Below are 25,306 nucleotides of genomic sequence, written 5' to 3'. Positions count from 1 at the left end.
GGCTCGGAACTTGAAAATCAACACACTAGCGTGACGTAAAACACACAAAACAACAATTTTCTAAGGATTGGTCGTCCATAATCATACAATGTGATGACGGGGCTTGGGCCATTTTATGGCATGAGATGCTCGGAAAGAACCATCGGGAAGCTGGCGAACATGGCAGGACATTATTTCGGTACGGACGGCATTCGTGGGCGCGCCAACAAGTTTCCAATGACGGCGGAGGTCGCCATGCGGGTCGGCATGGCCGCCGGCCTCTCGTTCCAGCGCGGCAGCCACCGCCACCGCGTCGTGCTCGGCAAGGATACCAGGCTTTCCGGCTACATGATCGAGAACGCCATGGTGTCGGGCCTGTGCGCCGCCGGCATGGATGTCTTCCTGCTCGGCCCGATCCCGACGCCGGCTGTTGCCATGCTGGTGCGCTCGCTGCGCGCCGATATCGGCGTGATGATCTCTGCCTCGCACAACCCCTATTACGACAACGGCATCAAGCTGTTCGGCCCCGATGGCTACAAGCTGTCCGATGAGATCGAGGAGCGTATCGAGGGGATGCTCGACAAGGATATCGAACTGGCGCTCGCCGATTCCGATGGGCTCGGCCGCGCCAAACGCGTCGACGGCGTGCATGACCGCTATATCGAATTCGCCAAGCGCACGCTGCCGCGCTCGATGTCGCTGTCGGGCCTGCGCATCGTCGTCGATTGCGCCAATGGCGCCGCCTACAAGGTGGCGCCCGACGCGCTGTGGGAACTCGGCGCCGAGGTCGTTGCCATCAATGTCGAGCCCAACGGCTTCAACATCAACAAGGAATGCGGCTCGACTCATCCGGCCGGCCTGCAAAAGAAGGTGCACGAGGTGCGCGCCGATATCGGCATTGCGCTCGACGGCGATGCCGACCGTGTCGTCATTGTCGACGAGAACGGCGCGATCGTCGATGGCGACCAGATCATGGCGCTGATCGCCGAATCCTGGCAGCAGAGCGGACGGCTGGCCGGCGGCGGCGTCGTCTCGACGGTGATGTCCAATCTCGGCCTCGAACGCTTCCTCGGCGACATGAACCTGCAGTTGCATCGCACCAAGGTCGGTGACCGCTATGTCGTCGAGCACATGCGTGCCCATGGACTCAATGTCGGCGGCGAACAGTCGGGCCACATCGTGCTGTCCGATTTCTCGACCACCGGCGACGGCCTCGTCTCGGCGCTCCAAGTGCTCGCCTGCATCAAGCGGCATAACCGACCGGTCAGCGAACTGTCGAAGAAATTCGAGCCGGTGCCGCAGCTTTTGAAGAATGTGCATATTTCCGGCGGCAAGCCGCTGGAGGAGGCGCCGGTCAAGGCGGCGATCGAAGATGCGCGCAATCGCCTCGGCAAGGCCGGGCGCCTGGTCATCCGGCCATCCGGCACGGAGCCGCTCATCCGCGTCATGGCGGAGGGCGACGACCCGCAGCTTGTCGAGTCCGTGGTCAACGACATCGTCGAGATCATTTCGGAAACGCGCAGCGCCGCCTGATCTCCCTCCAACATCGGTTCAAAAGCCCGCCTTGCCGGCGGGCTTTTTTATTGGGTCGCGGCCAGCTCCGCCTGCAGCAACGGCCGCCAGATTGCTCGACTTTTAGAGATTCGTGGTTAATCAATACGGTTAAACGCCTTTTAACCTTTCCGATTCATTATCCACAACTGAGGTCAATCACATTTCGGGCGCGTTCGCCGTTCGAGGGTTCTCAGGGGTGATAAGCATGTTCAACACAGCTAGAATGGCTCTTCTGGCCGCGCTGTTTGCCGGCGTCGGACCGGCATTCGCCGCCGATTTCGTCGAGCCGCCCGTCGTCGAGGAGGCACCGCCACCGGTTGCCTATGAGCAGCCGGCCGAATTCGGCGGCTGGTATATCCGCGGCGACATCGACTATCACTGGTCGAAGTTTCGTGGTGGCGACTACATCACCTACGGTGTGGCGCCCCAGAATCCCGGCAAGTTCGATACAGGCAAGCTGGATGGCGCCTTCTCGGCCGGCGGCGGTGTTGGTTACCAGATCGACGAGCATTTCCGCACCGATCTCACCCTGGACTGGATGAGCAAGTCCAAATTCCGCGGCTCGACCAACGGCTTCTGCGGCCCACAGCAAACGCCTTGCACGTCCGTCGATACCTCGTCCTATTCGGCGCTGCTGCTCTTGGCCAACGCCTATGTCGATATCGGCACCTGGCATGGGATCACGCCTTACGTCGGCGCCGGCATCGGCGGTGCCTGGGTCAAGTGGGATGAACTGCACAACGTGGACAGCGACGGTTCATTTGATCATGCCGGTGGCAAGGGCTGGCGGTTTGCCTATGCTGCCATGGCGGGCGCATCCTACTGCCTGACTGACCGCGTCAAACTAGATGTCGGCTACCGCTTCAGCCACATCAACGGCGGTAAGATGTTCGACTATGCCTCCCTCCCCAATGTCGGCCCCGGCTATGACAAAGGTATCAACGTTCACGAAGTGCGCGGCGGCCTGCGCTACCAGTTCGGCAGGTCGGACTGCGCGCCGCCGGAGCCTTACGTCCCGGAACCCGAGCCGGTCTACACGAAGTAGTCGCTTCGAAATCGAGGAATTCGTCGACCGCCCGGCTGATGCCGGGCGGTTTCGTTTGGCTGCCTAAAGATGCTGCGTTGCCCTGTAACACCGTCCGGCTCGAGGAGCGAAAACGGATCAAATCAATTGCTAACGCCTTGTTATCCTTAACCCGCACTTAACCACTATGGTTAACAATGCTGTCTGAAACGGCGCGCGATCGCGAATGCGCCAAGTTCGGGAGCCGAGGACCATGACATTCAAATCGCCTGTAGCACTGGCGCTTGCAGCAGTCGTCCTGGTGCCGCTGACGCCGGCGCTTGGCGCCGATTACGAACCGCCGGTCTATGTCGACCAGGCGCCCGACTATGTACCGGTCGAGGTTGGCTCGGGATGGTATCTGCGCGGCGATGTCTCCTATCTGGTGCAGAAAAGCTTCAAGGATGAGCATTTCGCCTTTACACCCGCGAGCTTCGACGAAAAGGAAGATCCCATCTTCGCCAGCATCGGCTTCGGCTACCATTTCAACGACTATCTGCGCGCCGATCTCAATGTGGGCTATCTTCCCGGCAACAAGATCGACGTCGGCTATAACGACGGAACGACCGTGGCATCGGCGACCCTGAAGAACTATGCCTTCTCAGGCATACTCAATGGCTATGTCGATCTTGGGACCTATGTCGGAATCACACCTTATCTCGGCGCTGGTGTCGGTATCCTGCAGAGCAAGCGTCGCCTCTCGGCGAGCTACTTCACCGACAACGCCGACCCCACCGACGATTTCGTCCTGCGTGACAACAAGACCCAATACTCCTTCGCCTACACGCTGAATGCCGGCCTTGCCTACCAAGTGTCCAAGAACGTCTCAGTCGATCTGGGCTATCAGTATTTTTCCGCGCCAGACGCCGAATATGTGACTGCCGAGAGCCTGACTTCCTTTCCGATCCGCAAAGGAATCAACAATCATCAAGTCAAAGTCGGACTACGCTACGATCTCTGGTAGGCTCGATCGAAGCCGAGGCGTTGACAATGGCGGGTCGCAGGCCCGCCGTTTGCGTTTCGTCGCCGGCAATATCCCGGCAGCGACAAAAACTTTCCCCTTGACGCCGAAAGCCTGAACGCATATCGCCGTCCGTGGGCCACCCCTCCCCAACGAGGGGCCACTATCTGGAAGGATAGACCACGATGACGACGCATACGAAGCCCGGATTCCGTCCGGCAAATCCCAATTTTTCCTCAGGTCCCTGTGCAAAACGCCCCGGCTGGTCGGTCGAGGCGCTCAAAAATGCCGCGCTCGGGCGCTCGCACCGTGCCAAGATCGGCAAGACCAAGCTCGAACAAGCGATCGAGCTGACCCGGGAAATCCTCCAGGTTCCGGCGGATTACCGCATCGGCATCGTGCCGGCCTCGGATACCGGCGCGGTCGAAATGGCGCTGTGGTCGCTGCTCGGCGAGCGCGGCGTCGACATGGTGGCCTGGGAGAGCTTCGGCTCCGGCTGGGTCACCGATGTGGTCAAGCAGCTGAGGCTCGCCGATGTGCGCAGGTTAGAGGCGGACTACGGCGCACTGCCCGACCTGACCGAAATCGACTTCGACCGCGACGTGGTCTTCACCTGGAACGGCACGACGTCGGGTGTGCGCGTGCCGAACGGCGATTTCATCCCGGCCACCCGCAAGGGCCTGACCATCTGCGACGCGACTTCGGCGGCCTTTGCGCAACAGCTCGATTTCAGGAAGCTCGACGTCGTCACCTTCTCCTGGCAGAAGGTGCTGGGCGGTGAGGGCGCGCACGGCATGCTGATCCTCAGCCCGCGCGCCGTCGAACGCCTGGAAAGCTACAAGCCGGCCTGGCCGTTGCCGAAAATCTTCCGCCTCACCTCGGGCGGCAAGCTGATCGAAGGCATCTTCAAGGGCGAGACTATCAACACGCCGTCGATGCTGTGCGTCGAGGACTATCTCGACGCGCTGCGTTGGGCGAAGTCGATCGGCGGCCTCGACGCGCTGGTCACCAGAGCGGATGCCAATGCCGCCGTTCTCGATCGCTTTGTCCGGAAATCTTCCTGGCTCGGCCATCTTGCCGTAGACCCGGCGACGCGTTCGAACACGTCGGTCTGCCTTTCCTTCACCGACCGGCAAGTCGCTGCACTCGACGCCGATGGACAGGCTGCGTTCGCCAAGGCAATTGTCTCGGCGCTCGACAAGGAAGGCGTCGCCTACGACATTGGTGCCTACCGCGATGCACCGCCCGGCCTGCGCATCTGGTGCGGCGCGACAGTCGAGACCTCCGATCTCGAAGCGTTGCTGCCCTGGCTCGACTGGGCCTTTGCCGCGCAAAAGGCGTCGCTCAAAGCGGCGGCCTGACTCCCTCCCCCTCGAGGGGAGGGTGGCCCGAAGGGCCGGGTGGGGTCGCCTCCACCCGTTCAACGATCCGCCATCCAGAAAGAAAAAGATTTGGCCGCATCCGGCCGCAACGACCCCACCCCGGCGCTTCGCGCCGACCCTCCCCTCAAGGGGGAGGGACGCCAATCGCAAAGGACCAAGCCAATGCCCCGCGTTCTCGTCTCAGACAAACTTTCCACCACCGCCGTGCAGATCTTCAGGGATCGCGGCATCGAGGTCGACTATTTGCCGGATCTCGGCAAGGACAAGGAAAAACTGCTCGAAGTGATCGGCCAATATGATGGGCTGGCCATCCGCTCGGCGACAAAGGTCACGGAGAAGCTGATCAATGCTGCGACCAGGCTGAAGGTCGTGGGCCGCGCCGGCATCGGCGTCGACAATGTCGACATACCGGCGGCGAGCCGCAAGGGCATCATCGTGATGAACACGCCCTTCGGCAATTCGATCACCACCGCCGAGCATGCCGTCGCCATGATCTTCGCGCTGGCCCGCCAGATACCGGAGGCCAACGCCTCGACGCATGCCGGCAAATGGGAAAAGAACCGCTTCATGGGTGTCGAGATCACCGGCAAGACGCTGGGCATCATCGGCTGCGGCAATATCGGTTCGATCGTCGCTACGCGCGGCGTCGGCCTGAAGATGCATGTCATCGCCTTCGATCCATTCCTGTCGGACAGCCGCGCCGAGGAGCTCGGCGTCGAAAAGGTCGAGCTCGACGAGCTGTTCGCCCGCGCCGACTTCATCACGCTGCATACGCCGCTTACCGACAAGACGCGCAACATCATCGACGCCGCGGCGATCGCCAAGATGAAGACCGGCGTGCGTATCATCAACTGCGCCCGTGGCGGGCTGATCGTCGAGGCCGACCTGATCGCGGCGCTGAAGAGCGGCAAGGTGGCCGGCGCCGGCATCGACGTGTTCGAGGTCGAACCGGCGGAGAACAACGCACTGTTCGGCATGGACAATGTCGTGGCGACGCCGCATCTCGGCGCGTCGACGATGGAGGCGCAGGAGAATGTCGCGCTGCAGGTCGCCGAGCAGATGTCCGACTATTTGATCAAGGGCGCCGTTTCCAACGCCATCAACATGCCGTCGATCACCGCCGAAGAGGCGCCGCGGCTGAAACCTTTCGTCAAGCTTGCCGAAGTGCTCGGCGCCTTTGTCGGACAGGTCACCGAGGATCCGATCAAGGAGGTCGAGATACTGTTCGACGGCTCGACCGCGACGATGAACACGCGCGCGCTGATCAGTGCCACCCTTGCCGGGCTGATCCGGCCGCAGGTCTCCGACGTCAACATGGTGTCGGCGCCGATCATGGTGAAGGAGCGCGGCATTATCGTCGCCGAGGTCAAGCGTGACAAGTCGGGCGTGTTCGACGGCTATATCAAGCTGACGGTCAAGACCGAGCACAGGACGCGCTCGATCGCCGGCACCTGTTTTTCGGACGGCAAGCCGCGCTTCATCCAGATCAAGGGCATCAATCTCGACGCCGAGGTCGGCCAGCACATGCTCTACACGACCAATGCCGACGCGCCCGGCATCATCGGCCTGCTCGGCACGGTGTGCGGCGAGAACGGCGTCAACATCGCCAACTTCCAGCTCGGCCGCAACCGGCCGGGCGGCGATGCCATCGCATTGCTCTATCTCGATGCGCCGTTCCCGGAAAACGTGTTGGCGCAGGTGCGCTCGCACAAATCGATCGACTCCGCCAAGCGGCTGCATTTCGATGTGGGGATAGCCTGAAATTCGGCCGCCCCGTGTGCAGCAGCACGCGGGGCGGCGGAACGTCGCGGCAAGCGACTTCATTCAGCAGCGGATGCCGCCATCTTCCGTCCGCTGTATTCGGCGAGGCTGATGCCACCGAGCACCAGCGCGAGAGCCAGCGCCTGATAGAGCTGGAATGTCTCACCGACAATCAGCACCGATAGCAGCGTACCGAAGATCGGCACCAGATTGATGAACAGGCCGGCCCGGTTGGCGCCGATCAGCTCGTTGCCCCTGATATAGAAGATCTGCGAGATGACCGAAGCACCGATGGCGGTATAGAACGCGACCGCCCAGCCGCGGGCATCGGGGACGATGACCTTGCCGGCGGCAATCTCCCACAGGAAGAAAGGCAGCGATGTGACGAGTGCGGCAACCGACAGCGCCAGCATCAGGCTCTGCCAGCGGATGACCGGCTTCAGCCGCAACCCCACCGAATAGAAGGAGTAGCAAAGCACGGCGACCAGCATGATCGCGTCGCCAAAGTTGAGATCCAGCTTGAGAAGCTGGCGCAGGTCGCCATGGCTCGCCGTCACCGCGACGCCAATGATGGTCAGCACGACGCCAGCGATCTGCACCCGGTTCACCCGCAGGCGAAACAGCACGAAATTGGCGATGATGATCACGATCGGTATCGCCGCCTGCTCGATCGAGACGTTGATCGCCGTGGTGTAGTTGAGCGCCGTGTAGAAGATCGCATTGAAAAAGGCGAAGCCGCAAGCGCCGAGCCCGCCAAGCAGCAACCAGTGCCTGCGCACCACCGGCCAGTCTTGGCGTAGCGTTCCCCAGCCGATCGGCAGCAGAATCAGAACCGCCAGCAGCCAACGCAGGAAGACCAGCGTCATCGGCGAGATATGACCGACCGCCAGCTTTCCCGCCACAGAGTTGCCGCCCCACAGCAAGGTGGTGAACAGCAGGAACAGATAGGCGGCTCGATGCATCGTGAGCTCCCGGCCAGGCAGAGGGAATTTGACGGTCGGTGTGGGCGTATTGCGACCGCCAGCCCAAGTAAATGATGTCAAAGGCGAAAATTGTTGTGCCTCGGAGCGTTTTGGGCGGCAAAGAGTGGTCGCGCTCGCCGGGTCTTGACGCTATAGAACGACGTGCGTGCAATTGGACGCTACAAAGTACGCGTCGGAAGGCTTTAATCCTCGCGTCGTGCTTTTCCGAAAATCGATTCCGATTTTGGGGGCCGATGCGATAGAGGCCTGTCGTTTCGAACTGTTTCAAGCTGCTCGTGCGGCGTCTCAAGGGAAAAGAAATATGGCCAATGTGGTGGTCGTCGGCTCGCAATGGGGCGATGAGGGCAAAGGCAAGATCGTAGACTGGCTGTCGGAGCGCGCCGATGTTGTCGTGCGCTTCCAGGGCGGCCACAATGCCGGCCATACGCTGGTCGTCGACGGCAAGGTCTACAAGCTGTCGCTGCTGCCGTCCGGCGTGGTGCGGCAAGGCAAGCTGTCCATCATCGGCAATGGCGTCGTCTTCGATCCGCACGCTTTCGTCGCGGAGGTTGCGAAATTGAAGGCGCAGGGCGTCGAGGTGACGCCAGACCGCCTGAAAATAGCCGAAAACACCGCGCTTATCCTGTCCTTGCACCGGGAGCTGGACGGATTTCGCGAGGACGCCGCTTCCAATTCCGGAACGAAGATCGGCACGACCCGTCGCGGCATCGGTCCCGCCTATGAAGACAAGGTGGGCCGGCGCGCGGTCAGGGTGATGGATTTGGCGGATTTGGAAACGCTGCCCTTGAAGGTCGACAGGCTGCTGACGCACCACAATGCGCTGCGGCGCGGGCTCGGCCATGCCGAGGTCACGCATGAGGCGATCATGAGCGAGCTGATCTCGGTGGCCGACGAGATCCTGCCCTATATGGACCGCGTCTGGAAAATCCTCGACGACAAGCGCCGCGCCGGCGAGCGCATCCTGTTCGAGGGCGCGCAAGGCACGTTGCTCGACATCGATCACGGCACCTATCCGTTCGTCACCTCGTCCAATACGGTTGCCGGTCAGGCCGCCGCAGGCTCCGGTGTCGGCCCGGGCGCCATCGGCTATGTGCTCGGCATCACCAAGGCCTATACGACGCGCGTCGGCGAAGGCCCGTTTCCAACCGAACAGAAGAACGAGATCGGCGAGTTCCTGGGCACGCGCGGCCATGAATTCGGCGTCGTCACCGGCCGTAAGCGCCGCTGCGGCTGGTTCGATGCCGTGCTGGTCCGCCAGGCCGTCGCCGTCAACGGCATCAAGGGCATTGCGCTGACCAAGCTCGATGTGCTCGATGGGCTGGACGAGATCAAGGTCTGTACCGGCTACCGACTCGACGGCGAGGCGATCGATTACCTGCCGGCCAGCCAGGGTGCGCAGGCCCGCGTCGAACCGGTCTACGAGACGCTGGAGGGGTGGAAAGGCACCACTGCCGGCGCACGCAGCTGGAACGACCTGCCGGCCCAGGCGGTGAAGTACGTCCGCTACATCGAGGAGCTGATCGGCGCGCCGGTCGCACTCCTTTCCACCAGCCCTGAACGGGACGACACGATACTTGTGACCGATCCGTTTCAAGACTAGTTTCTCAGCCTTTCCGGGCATTGCGGCTGATTTGCGGGGGCCGGCCCAGAAACAAATGCAGGTCGACTGACGTATGGTAGATTTTGTTCCTATTCTGAAAAAGGCGCTCGATAAACTCGGTGAGCCGTCGGCGGAAGTGCGCGCCAGGGTCTATGACAGGGCCCGTTCGTCAATCGCGAAACAACTCGCAGAGAAGGCCACCATGACGCCTTCCGATGTCGACCGGCAGATGCGTGCACTGGAAGACGCCATCGCCAAAGTCGAGCGGGACTATGCCAAGCCTGCGCCGCCACCCGACCCGCTGGCGGAACTGGAGGACATCTTCTCCTCCATCGACCGCAACAAGAACCAGTCCAGCCATATCCGACAGCCAGCAAAGACGGAGCCGGCATGGCAGCCGGCCAAGACCGAGCCGGCAAAGACGGAGCCAGCAAAGACTGGGCCGGCCTGGCAGCCCACGCCCGCCAAGGCGGCGCCGAACTGGCAAAAGCCGCAGCCCGTCGCTCTTTCTCAGGAGCGCGCTGGTCCGCCGCCGTCCGATATGGATCTTCCGACGGCTGACGGCCAAGACGGCGTTTTTCCGGGCGACGACTTTTCCAACGACGGCGGCCCCGCGGAGGACAGGTTCCAGCGGCTCTATCCTGCCGAGCGCAGGCGCAGCTATGGCGGTGTGATCGCCGCCGCCATTGCCTTGCTCGTCATTGCCGGTGGTGGCTATGGCATCTGGCTGAACAAGGATGCGTTCGGCAGCATGCTCGGCCTCGACTCGACCACAGCCGTCGCCACCGAACCGCTGGTAAAACCAGCCCCGGCCAAGCCGGTGGCCGATGCGGCCGTACCGGCCGCCGCGCCTCCGACGGATGCCGGCGAGGGCGCGAAGTTCACGCAGCGCCTGACGCCCGAGGGGCACGAAGTCGATCCCGGCCCCGCGGCCGGGCAGGCGGGCATCGGCGAAGGCGAATCCGTCGCCGCACTGACCACGCCGCCATCGGCCGCACAAGCGCCGACCACCCCGGCACCGGCCGCGCCGGCTCCGGCCGCACCCGCCGACACGCAAGCCACGGCCAATGCTCCAGCAGTCGATGGGTCCGCTGCACCAACTCCCGCAACGCCGCCCGCCAACGGGGCAGCAGCGCCTGCAGCGGCCGCCCCGCCGCCAGCACCGGCAGCGGCACCAACGGCAGTTCCGCCGCAAGCCACGTTGGCCGTCGGCCAGAAGGCGATCTTCTACGAGGAGCGCACCAGCACCGCTCAAGGCTCGGCCGAGCCCGGCAACATCGTCTGGTCGCTGGTGCAGGAATCGCCCGGCGGCGACCTGCCGCCCGAGCCGGCGATCCGCGCCGAGGCGACCATTCCAGGCAAGGATATCCAGTTGCGCATGACGATCCGTCGCAACACCGACCAGACGCTGCCGGCCAGCCATATTATCGAGATGATCTTCCTGACGCCTGACGGCTTCGAGGGCGGCGGCGTCGACAACATCCTGCGTGTCGCCATGAAGGGCTCCGAGCAAGATGCCGGAAGCCCGCTGATCGGCATCCCGGCCAAGATCGCCGACGGTTTCTTCCTGGTTGCGCTCAACGATACCAAGGCGGATGAAGACGCCAATCTGACCTTGCTCAGAGGTCAGGACTGGATCGACGTGCCGGTCGTCTACAAGACCGGGCGGCGGGCGCTGCTCACCATGGAAAAGGGCATTCCCGGCGAGAAGGTGTTTGACGAGGCGCTAAAGGCCTGGCAGACAAAGACGGCGGGGTGAGGTCGGCTCACCAGCCCAACGCCTCTCTGGCTCAGAAGCCCTGGAACAGCATATCGAGCGCGGCCACGATCTCGTCGTGATGCCTCGTCAGATTCAGTCGGCTCTCGCCCAGTTCCGTCGCCGCAACCGTGGCGATCAAATGGGTGGCCATGACCAATTTCCGACCATTGATCTCGAAAATCGGATGGAGCTTTCGCATTGGTGATGGCGCCATCGCAGCCGGCAGAAGCGGGACGACCACCCGGGTCTTGAAATGGTCTAGCAGATCGGCCTGGACGTCGAGGAGATAGCCGCCTTCGATGCTACCCGCGAAGACGTCGTAGCGCGCCATCAGAATTGCCGATGTTCTGCCAGCGGAATACCGTGTTTTTCGACATATTCGTTCCACGCATCTATCGTCGCGCGGTTCTCAAGCTTCCACAGCCGCGTCTTTTCGGCGGCCACGGCCTCGGCGATGCCGGCTTCAGCGGCGCGCGAGACATTCACATCGAGCCCCTTGGCTTCCTTCATGAGCTTTGAGTCGATCGACAGATTTGCCGGCTGGCGAACCGCATTCACAGCTATCTTGCGCATGATCACCTCCACAGTATGCGCATAACATATGCGCATTCCTCTCTAGTCGCAATGACAAGGTGCTTGAACTCGCGAATTACCCCTCCATCTCCTCGCGCAGCATTTCCAGTTCCAGCCATTCCTCCTCGAGCGCTGCCAGTGTGACGCGCTCCTTGTCGAGCGCGGCAATCGTCTTCTGGAACGAGGCCGGATCGCGCTCGTAATAGGCCGGATCGGCGATGTTGTTCTCCAGCCGCGAGATCGAGGCCGACACCGCCTCGATCTTCTTGGGTAAGATTTCCAGCGCGAATTTCTGCTTGAACGACAGTTTCTTGGCCGGGCCCTTCGTTGCGGCCGCTTCGTTCCTGCTTGCCGCCGTCGCGTCGCCCGTCTCGGCCTTTGGTCGCGCCTTGCGGTCGTCCAGCCTGGTGCCGCCGCGCTGCGCCAGCATGTCGGAATAGCCGCCGGCATATTCGATCCAGCGGCCGTCACCATCCGGCGCGATGATGCTGGTCACGGTGCGGTCGAGGAAATCGCGATCGTGGCTGACCAGGATCACCGTGCCGGCAAAGCCGGCGACCAATTCCTGCAGCAGCTCCAGCGTCTCCATGTCGAGGTCGTTGGTCGGCTCGTCGAGCACAAGCAGGTTTGCCGGCCGCGCCAAAACGCGGGCGAGGATCAGCCGCGCCCGCTCGCCGCCCGAAAGCTCGCGCACCGGCGTGCGCGCCTGTTCCGGCTTGAACAGGAAGTCTTTCATGTAAGAGACGACGTGGCGCTGCTCGCCATTGATGACGAGGTTCTCGCCGCGCCCGTCGGTAAGATACTGCGCCAATGTCTCCTGCGGGTCGACGGCTTCGCGCTTCTGGTCGAGCGTGGCGATCTCCAGATTTGTGCCGAGCCGCACCGTGCCCGCGTCCGGCTTCAATTCGCCGGTCAGCATCTTCAACAGCGTCGTCTTGCCGGCGCCGTTCGGCCCGACCAGACCGACGCGATCGCCGCGCTGGATTCGGGTCGAGAATCCCTTGACCACGGTCAGATCGCCAAAGGTCTTCTCGATGTTCTTGGCTTCGATCACCAGCTTGCCGGATTCGGCGGCGTCGCTGGCTGTCATCGTCGCCGCACCCTCGGCGCCGCGATGACCACGAAAGCGCTGGCGCATGGTCTGCAACTCACCGAGCCGGCGCATGTTGCGCTTGCGCCGCGCTGTCACGCCATAGCGCAGCCAGTGCTCCTCGCGCACGATCTGGCGACCGAGCTTGTGCTGCTCGCGCTCTTCCTCCTCCAGCACCGTGTCGCGCCATTCCTCGAAATAGCCAAAGCCCTTGTCGAGACGGCGGGTCTGGCCGCGGTCGAGCCAGATTGTGGCGCGTGACACGCGCTCGAGAAAACGGCGGTCATGCGAGATGACGACCAGTGCCGAGGAGGTGCGGGCAAGCTCCTCCTCCAGCCATTCGATGACCGAAAGGTCAAGATGATTGGTCGGCTCATCGAGGAGGAGAATGTCGGGCTCCGGCGCCATGACGCGGGCGAGGGCGGCGCGCCGCGCCTCGCCGCCGGAAAGGTCGTTCGGCCGTTCCTCGCCGGTCAGGCCGAGATGCTCCATCAGATAGGTGGCGCGGTAGGGATCGTCGGCGGGCCCGAGCCCCGCCTCGACATAGGCGCGGACGGTCGCAAAACCGTCCATGTCGGGCACTTGCGGCAAGTAGCGCACGGTTGCCGAGGGCTGGCGGAAGACTTCGCCATCCTGCGGTTCGATCAGCCCGGCGGCGATCTTGAGGAGCGTCGACTTACCAGAGCCGTTGCGGCCGACCAGGGCGATCTTGTCGCCAGCCGAGGCCGCTAGGGCGGCACCGTCGAGCAACGGCGTGCCGCCAAAGGTCAGCTTTATCCCGTCGAGATTGAGAAGTGGCGGCGCCATATCAGCTTTCTGGGCTCAGCTTTCCGGAAGAGGGTAGGGATGCGCGAGCAGCAGCGCGCGGCCGCTGGCCAGCGCGATTTCGAGCCGGCCATTGACCTCGTTGGAAATGGTCAGCGACGAGCCGAACGCAACCTCGACATGGTCGAGCGGCCATTTGGCGCCGGTGACGCTCAGGCCGGCGAGATCGGAGAAGCCGAGCACCGAAAACAGCGTGCCGTCGGCATAGTCGAAGCCAGTCTTTCCCGGCAGCAAGGGAATGCCTTCCTGTACGCCACTGGTCAAAAGCACTTCCGTCCCGCCTTCCGCCAGCCGGACGCTCAGCGCCAGATGCAGGAAGATGTGGTCGGTACGTTTGCCGCCGAAGGCGCCTGCGAGCACAAGGCTGGTCGCACCGCGTTCGAGCGCGGCGGCGATAGCGAGTTCACCGTCGGTCTTGTCTTTTTCGGCAGGAAACACCTGCCGTGGCACGGCGGCCAGATCCTCCGGCAACTCGGCAGGCACGGAATCGAAATCGCCGACCCAGAGTTCCGGCCTCAGGCCCAGCATACGGGCATGGCCGATGCCGGCGTCGGCGGCGATGACGCGCGAGCCTTCGACCTGGCGGTCGAGCAGCGGCGTGCGGATGAGATCGCCGCCAAGCAGGATGGTGAATGTGCTCATATCTCGTGGCCCTTACCAGCCCTGCCCCGGAAACGGAAGATGAAACGGCAGACGAAACGGAAGGCTGGGCTTTGGATGTCCGGCAAACTTCCGCTTGCGCAGCACTTCGGCCGGGCCTATGTGTCGCAACGCTCTAACGGGGTGCCGGACGCGATCTTCGCGGACCGGCTGAGAGGCAAGACTGCCAACCCGCTGAACCTGATCCGGTTTGTACCGGCGGAGGGATTAGACGTTTCGGACAGCCCGACGCCTCAATTCCTTTCAACGCGAACGAAGGAGGCGCCGATGCGCAGTTTTTTCCACTCTCTTGTCTCAATTGTCCTGCTTGCGGCATCCGCGCTCGCCCTGCCGGGGCAGGCATCGGCACAGGATAGACTGACGGTCTATACCTATGAAAGCTTCACCGCCGATTGGGGTCCGGGACCGGCAGTGAAGAAGGCCTTCGAGGCCGAATGCAGTTGCGTCGTCGAATTCGTCTCGGTCGCCGACGGCGTGGCGCTGCTCAACCGTGTGAAGCTGGAAGGCGCCGCGACCAAGGCCGATATCGTACTTGGCCTCGATACCAACTTAACCGCCGACGCCAAGGCAACCGGCCTGTTTTCGCCGCACGGCGCCGTCTCGGGCGTCAATGTGCCGGGCGGCTGGAGCGACGATATTTTCGTGCCGTTCGACTATGGCTATTTCGCCGTCGTCTACGACACCGAAAAACTGAAGAGCCCGCCGAAGAGCCTCAGGGAATTGGTCGAGGGCGATGCCGGAGAGAAGATCGTCATCCAGGATCCGCGCACCTCGACGCCGGGCCTTGGCCTGCTGCTGTGGGTCAAGTCGGTCTATGGCGACAAGGCGCCGGAAGCCTGGGCCAAACTCAAGGCGAAGGTGCTGACGGTAACGCCGGGCTGGAGCGAGGCCTACGGCCTGTTCACCAAGGGCGAGGCGCCGATGGTGCTGTCCTACACCACCTCGCCGGCCTACCACATGGTCGCCGAAAACACCGAGCGCTACCAGGCGGCGTCCTTCGAGGAGGGCGAATATCTGCAGATCGAGGTCGCGGGGATCACCACCGAGGGTGCGAAGAACCCGCTGGCGGAAAAGTTCATCGCCTTCATGACCGGACCGAAATTCCAGGATGTCATTCCCGAAACCAACTGGATGTTCCCGGCCGGCAAAACCGACAAGCCGCTCAACCCGGCGTTCGACAAGCTGGTCAAGCCGACCAAGACCTTGCTGTTCAGCCCGGAAGACGTCGCGGCCAACCGCAAGGCCTGGGTCGATGAGTGGCTTGCGGCGATGAGCAGGTAGGGCTCAAGCCTCGTCGGATGTTTGCGCCAAGCCACCCCCCTCTGGCCTGCCGGCCATCTCCCCCTCAAGGGGGGAGATCGGCAGCTTTGTCGCCTCTCCTCGCCCTGCCACTTGTGAGATTGGCGAAGGCGGCTGAGTGCGCAATCTCCCCCCTTGAGGGGGAGATGGCCGGCAGGCCAGAGAGGGGTGGGCTCGGCCTTTGCCAGGTATTTCCTTCGATCAACGCCTGTCGTAGTGTCGGGTAGGGCGACATGCGTACGCGTCATCCGGCCGATCCCCGCGTCACTGCCGGCATCGTCGCGCTCGCCGCCATCGCGCTGCTGATCGGCGGTGCATTCGCCGGGCTCGTCGTCGAAGCCACACGCGACCTGTCCGGCGCCGCCTCTGCTTTCGATTCCTATCTCTTGCGCGTCGTCCGTTTCACGCTCTGGCAGGCTCTGCTGTCGACCCTGCTCTCCGTTGCACCGGCGCTGTTCGTCGCGCGCGCCCTGTCGCGGCATCCGCGTTTTTTCGGGCGAGGCTTCATCCTCCAGCTTTTCGCCGTGCCACTGGCGCTGCCGGCCATTGTTGCCGCACTCGGTGTCTTGGCGCTCTATGGCCGCGCCGGCTATTTTGCCGGCACGCTGGGCGCGCTAGGCGGCCAGAGCTGGCCCGGCATCTATGGCCTGTCGGGCATACTCGTTGCGCATGTCTTCTTCAACCTGCCGCTGGCGACGCGGCTGTTCCTGGAGGCGTTGCAGACCGTGCCGGCTAACCAATGGCGGCTGGCGAGCCAGCTTGGCATGGGTGCTGCGCCGGCCTTCCGGCTGATCGAATGGCCGCCGCTGCGTGCGGCCTTGCCGGGCGTTGCCGGGCTCGTTTTCATGCTGTGCATCACCTCCTTCACCATCGTGCTTACGCTCGGCGGCGGGCCGCGTGCGACGACGCTCGAGGTTGCCATCTACCAGGCGCTGCGTTTCGACTTCGACCCGGCGCGGGCTGTGACGCTGACCCTGCTGCAGATTGCCCTGACCTTCGTCGTCGTGCTGGCACTGACGCGGCTTGGCGCCAATATGACCGGCGACGCCAATCTGCCGGTGGCGCCGCGCCGGTATTTTTCAGCCGGTGCGGCCGAGACCGTGCTGAACGCGCTGGCGATCGGGCTCGCACTGCTGTTTGTCGCCGGGCCGATGGCGGCCACGCTGGCAGCCGGGCTTGGCGCCGATCTCGGCCGCCTGGCCGGCGAGAGCGCGGTGCGGCAAGCGACGGCGACCAGTGCCGTGCTCTCCCTCCTGTCGGCGCTGCTCTCTGTGGCGTTGTCGCTGTCGCTGGTGATGGCGCGCCGGGCGCTGGCGCTCACCCGGCGGAGCGGCAGGAGGACGCTGCTCGAACACCTGGCCGACACCGGTGCGGGGTTCGTCCTGGTGGTGCCGCCCATCGTCATCGGTGCCGGCTGGTTCTTGCTCCTGCGCACCGTCGGCGATGTCTTTGCGATCGCCCCTGTCATGGTCGTTGCGGTCAATGCGGTGATGGCGATGCCGTTCGCCATCCGCGCCATCCGCCCTGCCTATGACGCGGCGAGCGAACGCCACGAACGGCTCTGCGCACAGCTTGGCATCTCGGGCTGGAACCGGTTGCGGCTGGTCGACTGGCCGTCGCTGCGGCGGCCGCTCGCCACCGGCTTCGCGTTCGCCATGGCGCTGTCGCTCGGCGATCTCGGCGTCATTGCGCTGTTCGGCAGCGATTCCGTGCAGACCTTGCCCTATCTGCTGCTGGCGCGCATGGGCAGTTACCGCACCGAGGATGCCGCCGGCCTGGCGCTGCTGCTCGGCCTTGCCTGCCTGGCGCTGGTGTTGGCCGCGGACTGGCTGGGAAGGAGGGAGAAATCATGATGCCGATCAGCCCGGAACGGTCCATTTCGGTGGAAAAAGGCGCGGCCGTGCGGCTCGATAATGTCTCGTTCAGCTATGGTGAAACGCCGCTTATATTCGATGTCGATTTCCCGGCGTCGGAAATCACCGCCATCATGGGGCCGAGCGGTTCGGGAAAGTCGACGCTGCTCAATCTGGTGGCCGGCTTCGAGACGCCGCGGTCGGGCCGCGTGCTGATCGGCGGCGCCGACGTCAGCACTGCGCCGCCATCAGCGCGGCCGGTATCGATGGTGTTCCAGGAAAACAACCTGTTTGCCCATCTGTCGGTCGAGCAGAATGTCGGGCTCGGCCGCTCGCCTTCGCTCAGGCTGAGCGAGGCTGACCGCGCCGCAATCGCCGCAGCGCTGAAGCGCGTCGGCCTTGCCGGCAAGGAAAGCCGGCTGCCGCGCGAACTCTCCGGCGGCGAGCGGCAGCGCGTCGCGCTCGCCCGGGTCCTGGTGCGCGACCGGCCGGTGCTGTTGCTCGACGAGCCGTTCGCTTCGCTCGGACCGGCACTGCGCGACGACATGCTCGACCTGGTGGCCGACGTCCATTCGGAGCAGCGCATGACGGTGTTATTCGTCACGCACCAGCCGGACGATGCGCGCCGTATCGGCCAAAACATGGTTTTCCTGGATGGTGGCACGGTTGCCGCGACGGGCACCGCCGCCGATTTTTTCGTCGGGGCTGGACCGGAGGCATTCCGACGCTATATCGGCTCGGGTCCGTTTGCGGCTGGATCACGAGATGTTGCCCGGAAGCGGACATAATTTATGGTCAAACCGGCGGAAGGCGAAGCGGCGCTTGCTTGCCATGGTCGAGGTAGTGTGGCTAGGTCCGCCAGGAGCTGGTCCGGCCTAGGCCGTGATTTGCCCTTGCTGCCTCGTATCTGTCGGACGCACGAAGGACGCCGTAGCACTTGATTTGTGCGTGATGCTTTCCGGAAATCGCGCCCGATTTTCGCGGTCACGTGCCAGGACTTGAAAGGAAGCCGATCTGCCGACCGGCATCGACAATCGGAGGGTGAAACCGCTGGCGCGCTTTCTGGCGCTGGCCGGTCTTGCCGTGGCGCTGGCAAGCTGCCAGATGTTCACGCCTCCCGACGTGCAGGAATCAGGCTTTCAGCCCTCAGACAAGCCGATCACGGTCGACAATGTCGCCGCCAACGGCAAGCTCGCTCAACTGGCGAAGGCGCAGCACCCGCGCATCCTCGCCACCTATGGCGGCGAGTATTCCGACCCCAAGCTCGAGCGCATGGTGGCCAAGATCGTCGGCAGGCTGACCGTGGTGTCGGCCAACCCAACCCAGACCTACCGCATCACCATCCTCAACTCGCCCAACGTCAATGCCTTCGCGCTGCCGGGCGGCTATCTCTACATCACCCGCGGGCTGCTGGCGCTGGCCAACGATTCCGCCGAGCTTGCCGCCGTCATCGCGCATGAGATGGGCCACGTTACGGCCAACCACGGCCTGCAGCGCCAGCAGCTGGAAGCCGAAGAGGGGTTGGCGACCAAGGTCGTTTCGGACGTGCTCGGCGACAACCCGACGGCCAAGGCGGCGCTGATCCGCGGCAAGCTGAGGCTGGCCCAGTTCTCGCGCAATCAGGAGCTGGAGGCCGATGCCATCGGCATCAAGTCGATCGGCGAAGCCGGTTTCGACCCCTACGCCGCCGGCCGCTTCCTGCAGTCGATGTCGGCCTATACCGATTTCCGCTCAATCAGCGGCGCCACCGACGCCAGCCTCGACTTCCTGGCGACGCACCCCAACACGCCGCAGCGTATCGATCTCGCGCAGCGCCACGCCCGCCAGTTCGGCGCGCCTGGTGTCGGGTCGCGCGACCGCGATTCATTTCTTGCCGGCGTAGACGGGCTGCTTTACGGCGACACGCCGGAGGAAGGCTACGTGCGCGGCGAAACCTTCCTGCACCCTGGCCTCGGTGTGTCGTTCTCGGTGCCCAACGGTTTCGTCATCGACAATTCGGCGGCGGCGGTGACGGCGACCGGCCCGGGCGACATGGCGATCCGCTTCGACGGCGTTTCGATCGACAAGAACCGCTCGCTGACCGACTACATCCGCAGCGGTTGGGTTGCCGGCCTCGACGACAGCAGCGTGCGCCAGGAGACGATCAACGGCAACGAAGCGGCAACCGCGCATGCCGGCGCCGATGGCTGGCAATTCGACATTGCGGTGATCCGCGCCGGCGGCCAGGTCTACCGCTTGCTGACTGCTGCACCGTCGGCCAGCACCTCGCTGAGCACGGTGGCGCGCTCGGTCAGCGGCTCGTTCCGCATCCTGAGTGCTGCCGAGAAGGCGGCGTTGAAGCCGCTGCGTATCCGCATCGTCACGGTGCAGCCCGGCCAGACAATGGGCTCCCTGGCCGCGCAGATGGTCGGCGTCGACCGCAAGCTGGATTTGTTCAGGGTGCTCAACGCGCTGTCGCCGGGTGCCGCGGTTTCGGCCGGCGACAAGGTCAAGATCGTCACCGACAAATAGCAGGCGACGCGATTCAGGCTGCGAGAAATTCCGGATTCTGCTTTACCAGCGCCGCCTTGAGCTTTTCCATGGCGCGCGCCTCGATCTGCCGGACACGTTCCTTGGAGATGCCGAGCGTCTCGCCGAGCGCTTCGAGCGTCGCGCCCTCGTCGCTCAGCCGGCGTTCCTCGATAATCCTGAGCTCGCGCGCATTGAGAGCGCCGAGTGCCGTCTTCAGCCACACCGAGCGGCGTTCGACGTCGATCGTATCGCCGACGACCTCATCGGGCAGCGGGTCATCCGAAACCAGGAACTCCATCCGCTCGGTTGCGCCCGCATCGTCGGCTAGCGGTGTGTTGAGCGAGCTGTCCGGCGCCGAAAGGCGGGAATCCATCATCGCCACATCGGCCTCCGATACCCCGAGAGCCGCCGACACTTCGCGGTAGAGCGTGGCATTCGACGTCTGCTCGGCGCCGTTTGCCAGGCGGGCGCGCAGACGCCGCAGGTTGAAGAACAGCGCCTTTTGCGCCGAGCTGGTGCCGCCGCGCACGATCGACCAGTTGCGCAGGATATAGTCCTGCATCGAGGCGCGAATCCACCAAGTCGCGTAGGTCGAGAACCGCACCTCGCGCTCGGGTTCGAAACGGGCCGCGGCCTCCAGCAGCCCGACATGGCCTTCCTGGATCAGGTCGCCCAGCGGAAGGCCGTAGTGGCGAAACCGCGACGCCATGGAAATGACCAGCCGCATATGCGCGACGGTGATGCGGTGCAGCGCGTGCTGGTCATTGTTTTCCTTCCAGCGCAGCGCCAGGAGATGCTCTTCGTCACGTTCCAGATAAGGGGCTTTCATCGCCGCGCGAACCATGGTCCGTCCTGCACTGTCTTCCATCATGCCGCGCTCCTGCTTCAGGCGTTGCGGTGCGATCGAATCGTGAGTTGGCGCCGATAGTTGAAATGGCGGCGCCGCGCCCTACAACAGCGAAGAACGTGCCATGCGGGGGAATGTTCCCCCGGACTGTCATGTCGATTGCGCTGTTCCAGGCGATTCGCCACCGGCCTTGACTCAGCCGGATGGCGCCGGAAGATGCTGGTTGAGAATTGGATTTCAAGGGCGCGGGATTTTTGAAATTCAGTTTCTTATTCTGGCATCGCGCATCTGTCATTTTCCGGCACTCGCAATGACGCCGGACACCGGCCAAGGACGGATCACAGAAAAATGAAATGGCTCAAATCGCTCATCATCGCCGGAACGCTGCAGGTTCTGGCCATCGCCGCCGGTCACGCCGGCGCCAATCTCGACCAGATCAAGCAGTCCGGCGTCTTCAAGGTCGGCACAGAAGGAACCTATGCGCCCTTCACCTATCATGATGCTTCCGGCGCGCTGGTCGGCTTCGACGTCGAGATCGCGCGGGCCATCGCCGAGCGCCTCGGCGTCAAAGCCCAGTTCCTCGAAGGCAAATGGGACGGGCTGATCGCCGGTCTCGATGCCAACCGCTACGATGCCGTCATCAACGAGGTCGGCATCACCGAGGCGCGCAAGGCCAAATATGCTTTCTCCGATCCCTACATCGCCTCCAAGGCGGTGCTGATCGTGCGCGGCGACAACACCGACATCAAGGGTTTCGCCGATCTCAAGGGCAAGAAGGCGGCGCAATCGCTGACCTCGAATTTCGGCAAGCTGGCTGAAACCAATGGCGCCGAGCTCGTCGGCACCGACGGCTTCGACCAGTCGATCCAGCTGCTTCTTACCGGCCGCGCCGACGCCACCATCAACGACAGCCTGTCCTTCCTCGACTTCAAGAAGCACAAGCCCGACGCCAATGTGAAGATTGCCGCCCAGGAAGAAAACGCCGACTATTCCGGCGTCATCGTGCGCAAGGGCGATCCGGAACTGGTGGCCGCCATCAATAAGGCGCTGGCCGACATCAAGGCCGACGGCACCTACAAGAAAATCGCCGACACCTATTTCGGCCAGGACGTTTCGAAGTAAAACGGCTTTCTCGTGTGGGCCGAACGCAGGCCCACGTCGTTCATATCGCGGCGAGCTGTCTTTTGACGGCCCGCCGCTTTCGCGTGATATGAGCGACGGCAATCTGGCAAGGAGGAGCCTTCGTGCCGCACTGGCTGCAATTGATGCTGGAATCCCTGCCTACGCTGCTGTGGGCTGCACTGATCTTCACCGTGCCGCTGACGCTGCTGTCGTTTGCATTCGGTCTTGTACTAGGCCTGGTTGTGGCGCTTGTCCGGCTGTTCGGTCCCAAACCGCTGGTCGCCGTGGTCCGCTTCTACGTCTGGATCTTCCGCGGCACGCCGCTTCTCGTGCAACTGTTCCTTATCTTCTACGGCCTGCCATCGGTCGGCATCCTGCTCGACGCCTTTCCGGCAGCACTGATCGGCTTCACCTTGAACATCGGTGCCTATTCGTCGGAAATCATCCGCGCCGTCATCGGTTCGGTGCCCAAGGGCCAGTGGGAAGCGGCCTATTCGATCGGCATGACCTGGGCCCAGGCAATGCGGCGCACCATTCTTCCACAGGCGGGGCGCGTCGCCGTGCCGCCGCTGTCCAACACCTTCATCTCGCTGGTCAAGGACACTTCGCTCGCCGCCGCCATCACCGTGCCGGAGATGTTCCAGGCAGCGCAGCGCATCGTCGCCACCACCTATGAGCCGCTGATCCTCTATGTCGAGGCAGCGGCCCTCTATCTGATCATGAGCTCCGTGCTGTCGGCCTTGCAGGCGCGGCTGGAAACGCGGCTCAACCGTTATGGCGGCTTCCTGGAGGCGCGCGCATGATCGGCCTCACCAACATCGAAAAGCGTTTCGGCGACAATCTTGTGCTGAAGGGCGTGACCGTCACCATCGAGGAAGGCAGCGTTACGGCGCTTGTCGGACCGTCGGGCGGAGGGAAGAGCACGCTTTTGCGCTGCATCAACCTGCTCGAGCTCCCGACTTCAGGCACGGTACGGATCGGCGACGATGCACTCGAATTCCGCCCCGGCGGCAGGGTCTCGACCAGGGATATCCAGCGGCTGCGGCTGCAGACCGGCATGGTGTTCCAGAATTTCCAGCTGTTTCCGCATCGCACCGCGATCGAGAACATCATGGAGGGGCTGGTGACGGTGCTGAGATGGCCCAAGGAGAGGGCGCGCGAACGGGCGCTGGCCCTGCTCGAAAAGGTCGGCATGGCGCACAAGGCCGATGCCTGGCCGGCGACCCTGTCGGGCGGCCAGCAGCAGCGCGTGGCGATTGCCCGGGCGCTGGCGCCTTCGCCGAAGGTCCTGCTCTGCGACGAGCCGACCTCGGCACTCGATCCGGAACTGGCGCAGGAGGTGGTCGATGTGCTCGGCAAGCTCGCCAGCGAGGGCACGACCATGGTGATGGCGACGCATGATCTGCGGCTCGCCTCCAAGATCGCGCGGGAAGTGGTGTTCCTCGATGCCGGCAACATCGTCGAACAAGGCCCGGCCGCGGTGCTGTTCAGCAACCCGGAGCGCCAGCGGACCAAGCGGTTCATCGCCACGCTGAAGCACGAGGCGGAAAGGGAGGGCGGCGAAGGTTAGGTATGCCTCGTCGCCGGTCAGCTAAGACAAAAAAACCCGGCGCAAGGCCGGGTTTTTTGTGAATTCGAAGACGAGAAAAACTCAGGCAGCTTCTTCCTGCTCGGCTTCCTCGTTGTCGGCCTTGGCGCCGCGCTTGGGACCCTTGTTGAGGTTCACCTCGATGAGGCGGACCGCTTCGGTCTCCGACATGCGGTTGACGGCCGCGATCTCGCGGGCCATGCGGTCGAGGGCCGCCTCGTAGAGCTGGCGCTCGGAATAGGACTGCTCCGGCTGGTTATCGGCGCGGTAAAGGTCGCGCACCACTTCCGAGATCGAGATCAGATCGCCGGAGTTGATCTTGGCGTCATATTCCTGGGCACGGCGTGACCACATGGTGCGCTTGACGCGGGCGCGGCCCTGCACGACCTTCAGCGCGCGCTCGACATAATCCTCTTCCGACAGCTTGCGCATGCCGATCGAGGTCGCCTTGGCGACCGGCACCTTGAGGCGCATCTTGTCCTTCTGGAAGTCGATGACGAACAGCTCCAGCTTGTGGCCCGCGACTTCCTGCTCATCAATCGAGACGATCTGGCCGACACCATGCGCCGGATAAACGATGTATTCGCCGGTCTTGAAACCGTGGCGCGCTGCGGTGGACTTCTTCTGCGGGGTGATCGTTGCCATTACGCCCTGAACTCCTTGTTGTGGTACCGGCATCGTGCCGGCCCGAACTCGTGCGACCGGGGTGACCGGTCCTCAGCCACACAACGATGAACTCACCGGAAAGGCCAGGACCGGCAAATCGCAACATTGCGACCGCCTGCCCCAGATCGCTCTGGTCCGGATTGAGAAATTCACCTTTCAGTGATTTGGGGCGTTTGCGCCATAAATCGACGTTGTGTCACCGGCATGTTTGGCTCATATAACACAAAAAGTCGGAAGAATCAAGGTTTTGCTGCACGCGCGAAGGCCGCGCGGCGTCGCCGCCTGTCAAGGCAGTTAATGTATCACGTCTGTTACGCGGCGTCAGGCCACCGCAGCCGGCAGGCTCGTCAGTCGCCTTCGCCCGGCTCCGGGGAGAAATATTTCTCGAACTTGCCAGTTTCGCCATCGAAATTTTTAGCGTCGGCCGGCGGCTCCTTCTTGGCGGTGATGTTGGGCCATTTCTCGGCATATTCGGTGTTGATCTGCAGCCATTTGTCGAGACCCGACTCGGTGTCGGGCTTGATTGCGTCGGCCGGGCATTCCGGTTCGCAGACGCCGCAATCGATGCACTCGTCCGGGTGGATGACGAGCATGTTCTCACCTTCGTAGAAGCAGTCGACCGGACAGACCTCGATGCAGTCCATGTATTTGCATTTTATGCAATTGTCGGTCACGACATAGGTCATTGGTCGGCTCCGGGACGTCCCATTTTGTTGGGCTTTTTTGGTGAGGTAACGCCTTTGTCCGCTGGTGGCAAGGGCGGCCCCTGCCAGCGGTGCCGCGGTTTCCGGAATGGAATTCCGGAAGGCCGGCAAAGCGGGCGTTCGACCTTGCTCAATCGTCGCCGAGCAGGTGGTCGGTCTGGCGGCGTTCCTTCTTCGTCGGGCGACCGCTGCCGGCCTCGCGCAACGGCGGCACCGCATCCGGAAGCGCCTCGCCCTTGGGCGCGGGGGGCGGCGACATGTCCTCGTAGAGCAGGCGGGCCTCTTCGGCCGGGCCACGCCGTACGCCGGTGCCAAGGACTTTCCAGACGAAGATCCGCCGCTCCAGCGTGATGGTCAAAACGTCGCCCGGCCGGACCGTGTCGGAGGCCTGCGCTGCTTTGTCGCGATTTATGCGGACGCGTCCGGCGACGACCAGCTTGGCTGCCAGCGTGCGCGATTTTACCGCGCGCGAGAAGAACAGCCACTTGTCGATGCGCTGGCGGGCATCAGTGACCATTGGACGAGC

At 63.4% G+C, this 25,306-nt stretch carries 23 protein-coding genes and 1 riboswitch; of the genes, 14 read left to right on the top strand and 9 right to left on the bottom strand.

Going from position 1 to position 25,306, the window contains the following annotated elements; all coding sequences use genetic code 11:
* Positions 1-159 precede the first annotated feature (159 nt).
* From glmM to serA, 5 genes are all read left to right on the top strand, one after another.
* Entirely contained in the window at positions 160-1,512 is a 1,353-nt protein-coding gene (glmM, locus tag NKH67_RS01640; RefSeq protein ID WP_353030197.1) for a phosphoglucosamine mutase, read from the top strand.
* Positions 1,513-1,738: 226 nt separating this feature from the next.
* Positions 1,739-2,578, top strand: coding sequence for an outer membrane protein (locus tag NKH67_RS01635; protein WP_352613400.1), 840 nt, complete (start codon positions 1,739-1,741; stop codon positions 2,576-2,578).
* A 232-nt stretch (positions 2,579-2,810) separates the two neighbouring features.
* The gene (locus NKH67_RS01630) at positions 2,811-3,560 is read left to right on the top strand and encodes an outer membrane protein (protein ID WP_352450819.1); all 750 of its coding nucleotides are present in this window, start codon (positions 2,811-2,813) and stop codon (positions 3,558-3,560) included.
* A 182-nt stretch (positions 3,561-3,742) separates the two neighbouring features.
* A complete protein-coding gene (locus NKH67_RS01625; protein ID WP_352683368.1) occupies positions 3,743-4,918 on the top strand; it encodes a phosphoserine transaminase in 1,176 nt (391 codons plus the stop codon).
* 183 nt (positions 4,919-5,101) lie between these two features.
* Positions 5,102-6,700: a phosphoglycerate dehydrogenase gene (gene serA, locus NKH67_RS01620; RefSeq protein WP_352683370.1), complete on the top strand. Its 1,599-nt coding sequence runs from the start codon at positions 5,102-5,104 to the stop codon at positions 6,698-6,700.
* Positions 6,701-6,759: 59 nt separating this feature from the next.
* Here serA and NKH67_RS01615 read toward each other — a convergent pair whose 3' ends face one another.
* Positions 6,760-7,662 carry a DMT family transporter gene (locus NKH67_RS01615; RefSeq protein ID WP_352454884.1) on the bottom strand — a complete coding sequence of 301 codons (903 nt, stop codon included), beginning with the start codon at positions 7,660-7,662 and terminating at the stop codon, positions 6,760-6,762.
* A gap of 322 nt (positions 7,663-7,984) precedes the next feature.
* On the opposite strand from NKH67_RS01615, the gene NKH67_RS01610 reads away from it, so the two are divergent.
* Together NKH67_RS01610 and NKH67_RS01605 are read left to right on the top strand one after the other, a co-directional pair.
* Entirely contained in the window at positions 7,985-9,283 is a 1,299-nt protein-coding gene (locus NKH67_RS01610) for an adenylosuccinate synthase (RefSeq protein WP_023680654.1), read from the top strand.
* 73 nt (positions 9,284-9,356) lie between these two features.
* Positions 9,357-11,042, top strand: a complete 1,686-nt coding sequence (locus tag NKH67_RS01605; protein ID WP_352683372.1) for a hypothetical protein — start codon at positions 9,357-9,359, stop codon at positions 11,040-11,042.
* Between the two features lie 31 nt (positions 11,043-11,073).
* Here the strand turns inward: NKH67_RS01605 and NKH67_RS01600 are convergent, their stop codons facing one another.
* The 4 genes from NKH67_RS01600 to NKH67_RS01585 form a co-directional block, all read right to left on the bottom strand.
* Positions 11,074-11,373 (bottom strand): CcdB family protein, encoded by a 300-nt coding sequence (locus NKH67_RS01600; RefSeq protein WP_352450813.1) that lies wholly within the window; start codon positions 11,371-11,373, stop codon positions 11,074-11,076.
* The gene (locus NKH67_RS01595) at positions 11,373-11,615 is read right to left on the bottom strand and encodes a type II toxin-antitoxin system CcdA family antitoxin (RefSeq protein ID WP_254816484.1); all 243 of its coding nucleotides are present in this window, start codon (positions 11,613-11,615) and stop codon (positions 11,373-11,375) included. The genes NKH67_RS01600 and NKH67_RS01595 overlap by 1 nt, the downstream gene beginning before the upstream one ends.
* A 76-nt stretch (positions 11,616-11,691) precedes the next feature.
* Complete coding sequence (locus NKH67_RS01590) at positions 11,692-13,512, bottom strand: ABC-F family ATP-binding cassette domain-containing protein (protein ID WP_353030194.1); 1,821 nt, start codon at positions 13,510-13,512, stop codon at positions 11,692-11,694.
* A 15-nt stretch (positions 13,513-13,527) separates the two neighbouring features.
* A complete protein-coding gene (locus NKH67_RS01585) occupies positions 13,528-14,172 on the bottom strand; it encodes a thiamine diphosphokinase (RefSeq protein WP_353030192.1) in 645 nt (214 codons plus the stop codon).
* A 127-nt stretch (positions 14,173-14,299) separates the two neighbouring features.
* A riboswitch (TPP riboswitch) is annotated at positions 14,300-14,414 on the top strand.
* Between the two features lie 43 nt (positions 14,415-14,457).
* On the opposite strand from NKH67_RS01585, the gene thiB reads away from it, so the two are divergent.
* The 4 genes from thiB (at position 14,458) to NKH67_RS01565 (ending at position 19,853) form a co-directional block, all read left to right on the top strand.
* Positions 14,458-15,471 carry a thiamine ABC transporter substrate binding subunit gene (gene thiB / locus NKH67_RS01580; RefSeq protein WP_353030190.1) on the top strand — a complete coding sequence of 338 codons (1,014 nt, stop codon included), beginning with the start codon at positions 14,458-14,460 and terminating at the stop codon, positions 15,469-15,471.
* Between the two features lie 251 nt (positions 15,472-15,722).
* Positions 15,723-17,342: a thiamine/thiamine pyrophosphate ABC transporter permease gene (gene thiP / locus NKH67_RS01575; protein ID WP_353030188.1), complete on the top strand. Its 1,620-nt coding sequence runs from the start codon at positions 15,723-15,725 to the stop codon at positions 17,340-17,342.
* Positions 17,339-18,130, top strand: coding sequence for a thiamine ABC transporter ATP-binding protein (thiQ, locus tag NKH67_RS01570; RefSeq protein WP_352471185.1), 792 nt, complete (start codon positions 17,339-17,341; stop codon positions 18,128-18,130). Before thiP ends, thiQ begins: the two co-directional genes overlap by 4 nt.
* Positions 18,131-18,383: 253 nt before the next feature.
* Positions 18,384-19,853: a M48 family metalloprotease gene (locus NKH67_RS01565; protein WP_023680559.1), complete on the top strand. Its 1,470-nt coding sequence runs from the start codon at positions 18,384-18,386 to the stop codon at positions 19,851-19,853.
* A 13-nt stretch (positions 19,854-19,866) separates the two neighbouring features.
* Here the strand turns inward: NKH67_RS01565 and NKH67_RS01560 are convergent, their stop codons facing one another.
* Positions 19,867-20,724: an RNA polymerase factor sigma-32 gene (locus NKH67_RS01560; protein WP_254816490.1), complete on the bottom strand. Its 858-nt coding sequence runs from the start codon at positions 20,722-20,724 to the stop codon at positions 19,867-19,869.
* Between the two features lie 324 nt (positions 20,725-21,048).
* Between NKH67_RS01560 and NKH67_RS01555 the strand changes: the two genes are divergently transcribed.
* The 3 genes from NKH67_RS01555 (at position 21,049) to NKH67_RS01545 (ending at position 23,392) form a co-directional block, all read left to right on the top strand.
* Positions 21,049-21,822: an amino acid ABC transporter substrate-binding protein gene (locus NKH67_RS01555; protein WP_352768306.1), complete on the top strand. Its 774-nt coding sequence runs from the start codon at positions 21,049-21,051 to the stop codon at positions 21,820-21,822.
* Between the two features lie 122 nt (positions 21,823-21,944).
* Positions 21,945-22,625 (top strand): ABC transporter permease subunit, encoded by a 681-nt coding sequence (locus NKH67_RS01550; protein WP_352471183.1) that lies wholly within the window; start codon positions 21,945-21,947, stop codon positions 22,623-22,625.
* A complete protein-coding gene (locus tag NKH67_RS01545; protein ID WP_353030186.1) occupies positions 22,622-23,392 on the top strand; it encodes an amino acid ABC transporter ATP-binding protein in 771 nt (256 codons plus the stop codon). The genes NKH67_RS01550 and NKH67_RS01545 overlap by 4 nt, the downstream gene beginning before the upstream one ends.
* A gap of 81 nt (positions 23,393-23,473) precedes the next feature.
* On the opposite strand, the gene NKH67_RS01540 is transcribed toward NKH67_RS01545, so the two are convergent.
* The 3 genes from NKH67_RS01540 to NKH67_RS01530 form a co-directional block, all read right to left on the bottom strand.
* Entirely contained in the window at positions 23,474-24,055 is a 582-nt protein-coding gene (locus NKH67_RS01540) for a CarD family transcriptional regulator (RefSeq protein WP_006327799.1), read from the bottom strand.
* A 368-nt stretch (positions 24,056-24,423) separates the two neighbouring features.
* Positions 24,424-24,762: a ferredoxin FdxA gene (gene fdxA / locus NKH67_RS01535; RefSeq protein WP_292664799.1), complete on the bottom strand. Its 339-nt coding sequence runs from the start codon at positions 24,760-24,762 to the stop codon at positions 24,424-24,426.
* A 148-nt stretch (positions 24,763-24,910) separates the two neighbouring features.
* A complete protein-coding gene (locus tag NKH67_RS01530; protein ID WP_023680553.1) occupies positions 24,911-25,297 on the bottom strand; it encodes an RNA-binding S4 domain-containing protein in 387 nt (128 codons plus the stop codon).
* Positions 25,298-25,306: the final 9 nt, after the last annotated feature.

Source organism: Mesorhizobium sp. M0968 (assembly GCF_040319065.1).
Classification (GTDB): Bacteria; Pseudomonadota; Alphaproteobacteria; order Rhizobiales; family Rhizobiaceae; genus Mesorhizobium.
This window is presented reverse-complemented; position numbering and strand designations above follow the sequence as displayed.

What these genes read in the sequence shown, in the direction of transcription:
- NKH67_RS01595 (WP_254816484.1), bottom strand. Translation starts at nt 11,615, where the DNA reads ATGCGCAAGATAGCTGTGAATGCGGTTCGCCAGCCGGCAAATCTGTCG.
- thiB (WP_353030190.1), top strand. Translation starts at nt 14,458, where the DNA reads ATGCGCAGTTTTTTCCACTCTCTTGTCTCAATTGTCCTGCTTGCGGCA.
- NKH67_RS01605 (WP_352683372.1), top strand. Translation starts at nt 9,357, where the DNA reads ATGGTAGATTTTGTTCCTATTCTGAAAAAGGCGCTCGATAAACTCGGT.
- NKH67_RS01615 (WP_352454884.1), bottom strand. Translation starts at nt 7,662, where the DNA reads ATGCATCGAGCCGCCTATCTGTTCCTGCTGTTCACCACCTTGCTGTGG.
- NKH67_RS01625 (WP_352683368.1), top strand. Translation starts at nt 3,743, where the DNA reads ATGACGACGCATACGAAGCCCGGATTCCGTCCGGCAAATCCCAATTTT.
- NKH67_RS01540 (WP_006327799.1), bottom strand. Translation starts at nt 24,055, where the DNA reads ATGGCAACGATCACCCCGCAGAAGAAGTCCACCGCAGCGCGCCACGGT.
- NKH67_RS01600 (WP_352450813.1), bottom strand. Translation starts at nt 11,373, where the DNA reads ATGGCGCGCTACGACGTCTTCGCGGGTAGCATCGAAGGCGGCTATCTC.
- NKH67_RS01590 (WP_353030194.1), bottom strand. Translation starts at nt 13,512, where the DNA reads ATGGCGCCGCCACTTCTCAATCTCGACGGGATAAAGCTGACCTTTGGC.
- fdxA (WP_292664799.1), bottom strand. Translation starts at nt 24,762, where the DNA reads ATGACCTATGTCGTGACCGACAATTGCATAAAATGCAAATACATGGAC.
- NKH67_RS01530 (WP_023680553.1), bottom strand. Translation starts at nt 25,297, where the DNA reads ATGGTCACTGATGCCCGCCAGCGCATCGACAAGTGGCTGTTCTTCTCG.
- serA (WP_352683370.1), top strand. Translation starts at nt 5,102, where the DNA reads ATGCCCCGCGTTCTCGTCTCAGACAAACTTTCCACCACCGCCGTGCAG.
- NKH67_RS01630 (WP_352450819.1), top strand. Translation starts at nt 2,811, where the DNA reads ATGACATTCAAATCGCCTGTAGCACTGGCGCTTGCAGCAGTCGTCCTG.
- thiQ (WP_352471185.1), top strand. Translation starts at nt 17,339, where the DNA reads ATGATGCCGATCAGCCCGGAACGGTCCATTTCGGTGGAAAAAGGCGCG.
- thiP (WP_353030188.1), top strand. Translation starts at nt 15,723, where the DNA reads ATGCGTACGCGTCATCCGGCCGATCCCCGCGTCACTGCCGGCATCGTC.
- NKH67_RS01610 (WP_023680654.1), top strand. Translation starts at nt 7,985, where the DNA reads ATGGCCAATGTGGTGGTCGTCGGCTCGCAATGGGGCGATGAGGGCAAA.
- NKH67_RS01555 (WP_352768306.1), top strand. Translation starts at nt 21,049, where the DNA reads ATGAAATGGCTCAAATCGCTCATCATCGCCGGAACGCTGCAGGTTCTG.
- NKH67_RS01635 (WP_352613400.1), top strand. Translation starts at nt 1,739, where the DNA reads ATGTTCAACACAGCTAGAATGGCTCTTCTGGCCGCGCTGTTTGCCGGC.
- NKH67_RS01585 (WP_353030192.1), bottom strand. Translation starts at nt 14,172, where the DNA reads ATGAGCACATTCACCATCCTGCTTGGCGGCGATCTCATCCGCACGCCG.
- NKH67_RS01560 (WP_254816490.1), bottom strand. Translation starts at nt 20,724, where the DNA reads ATGATGGAAGACAGTGCAGGACGGACCATGGTTCGCGCGGCGATGAAA.
- glmM (WP_353030197.1), top strand. Translation starts at nt 160, where the DNA reads ATGGCAGGACATTATTTCGGTACGGACGGCATTCGTGGGCGCGCCAAC.
- NKH67_RS01545 (WP_353030186.1), top strand. Translation starts at nt 22,622, where the DNA reads ATGATCGGCCTCACCAACATCGAAAAGCGTTTCGGCGACAATCTTGTG.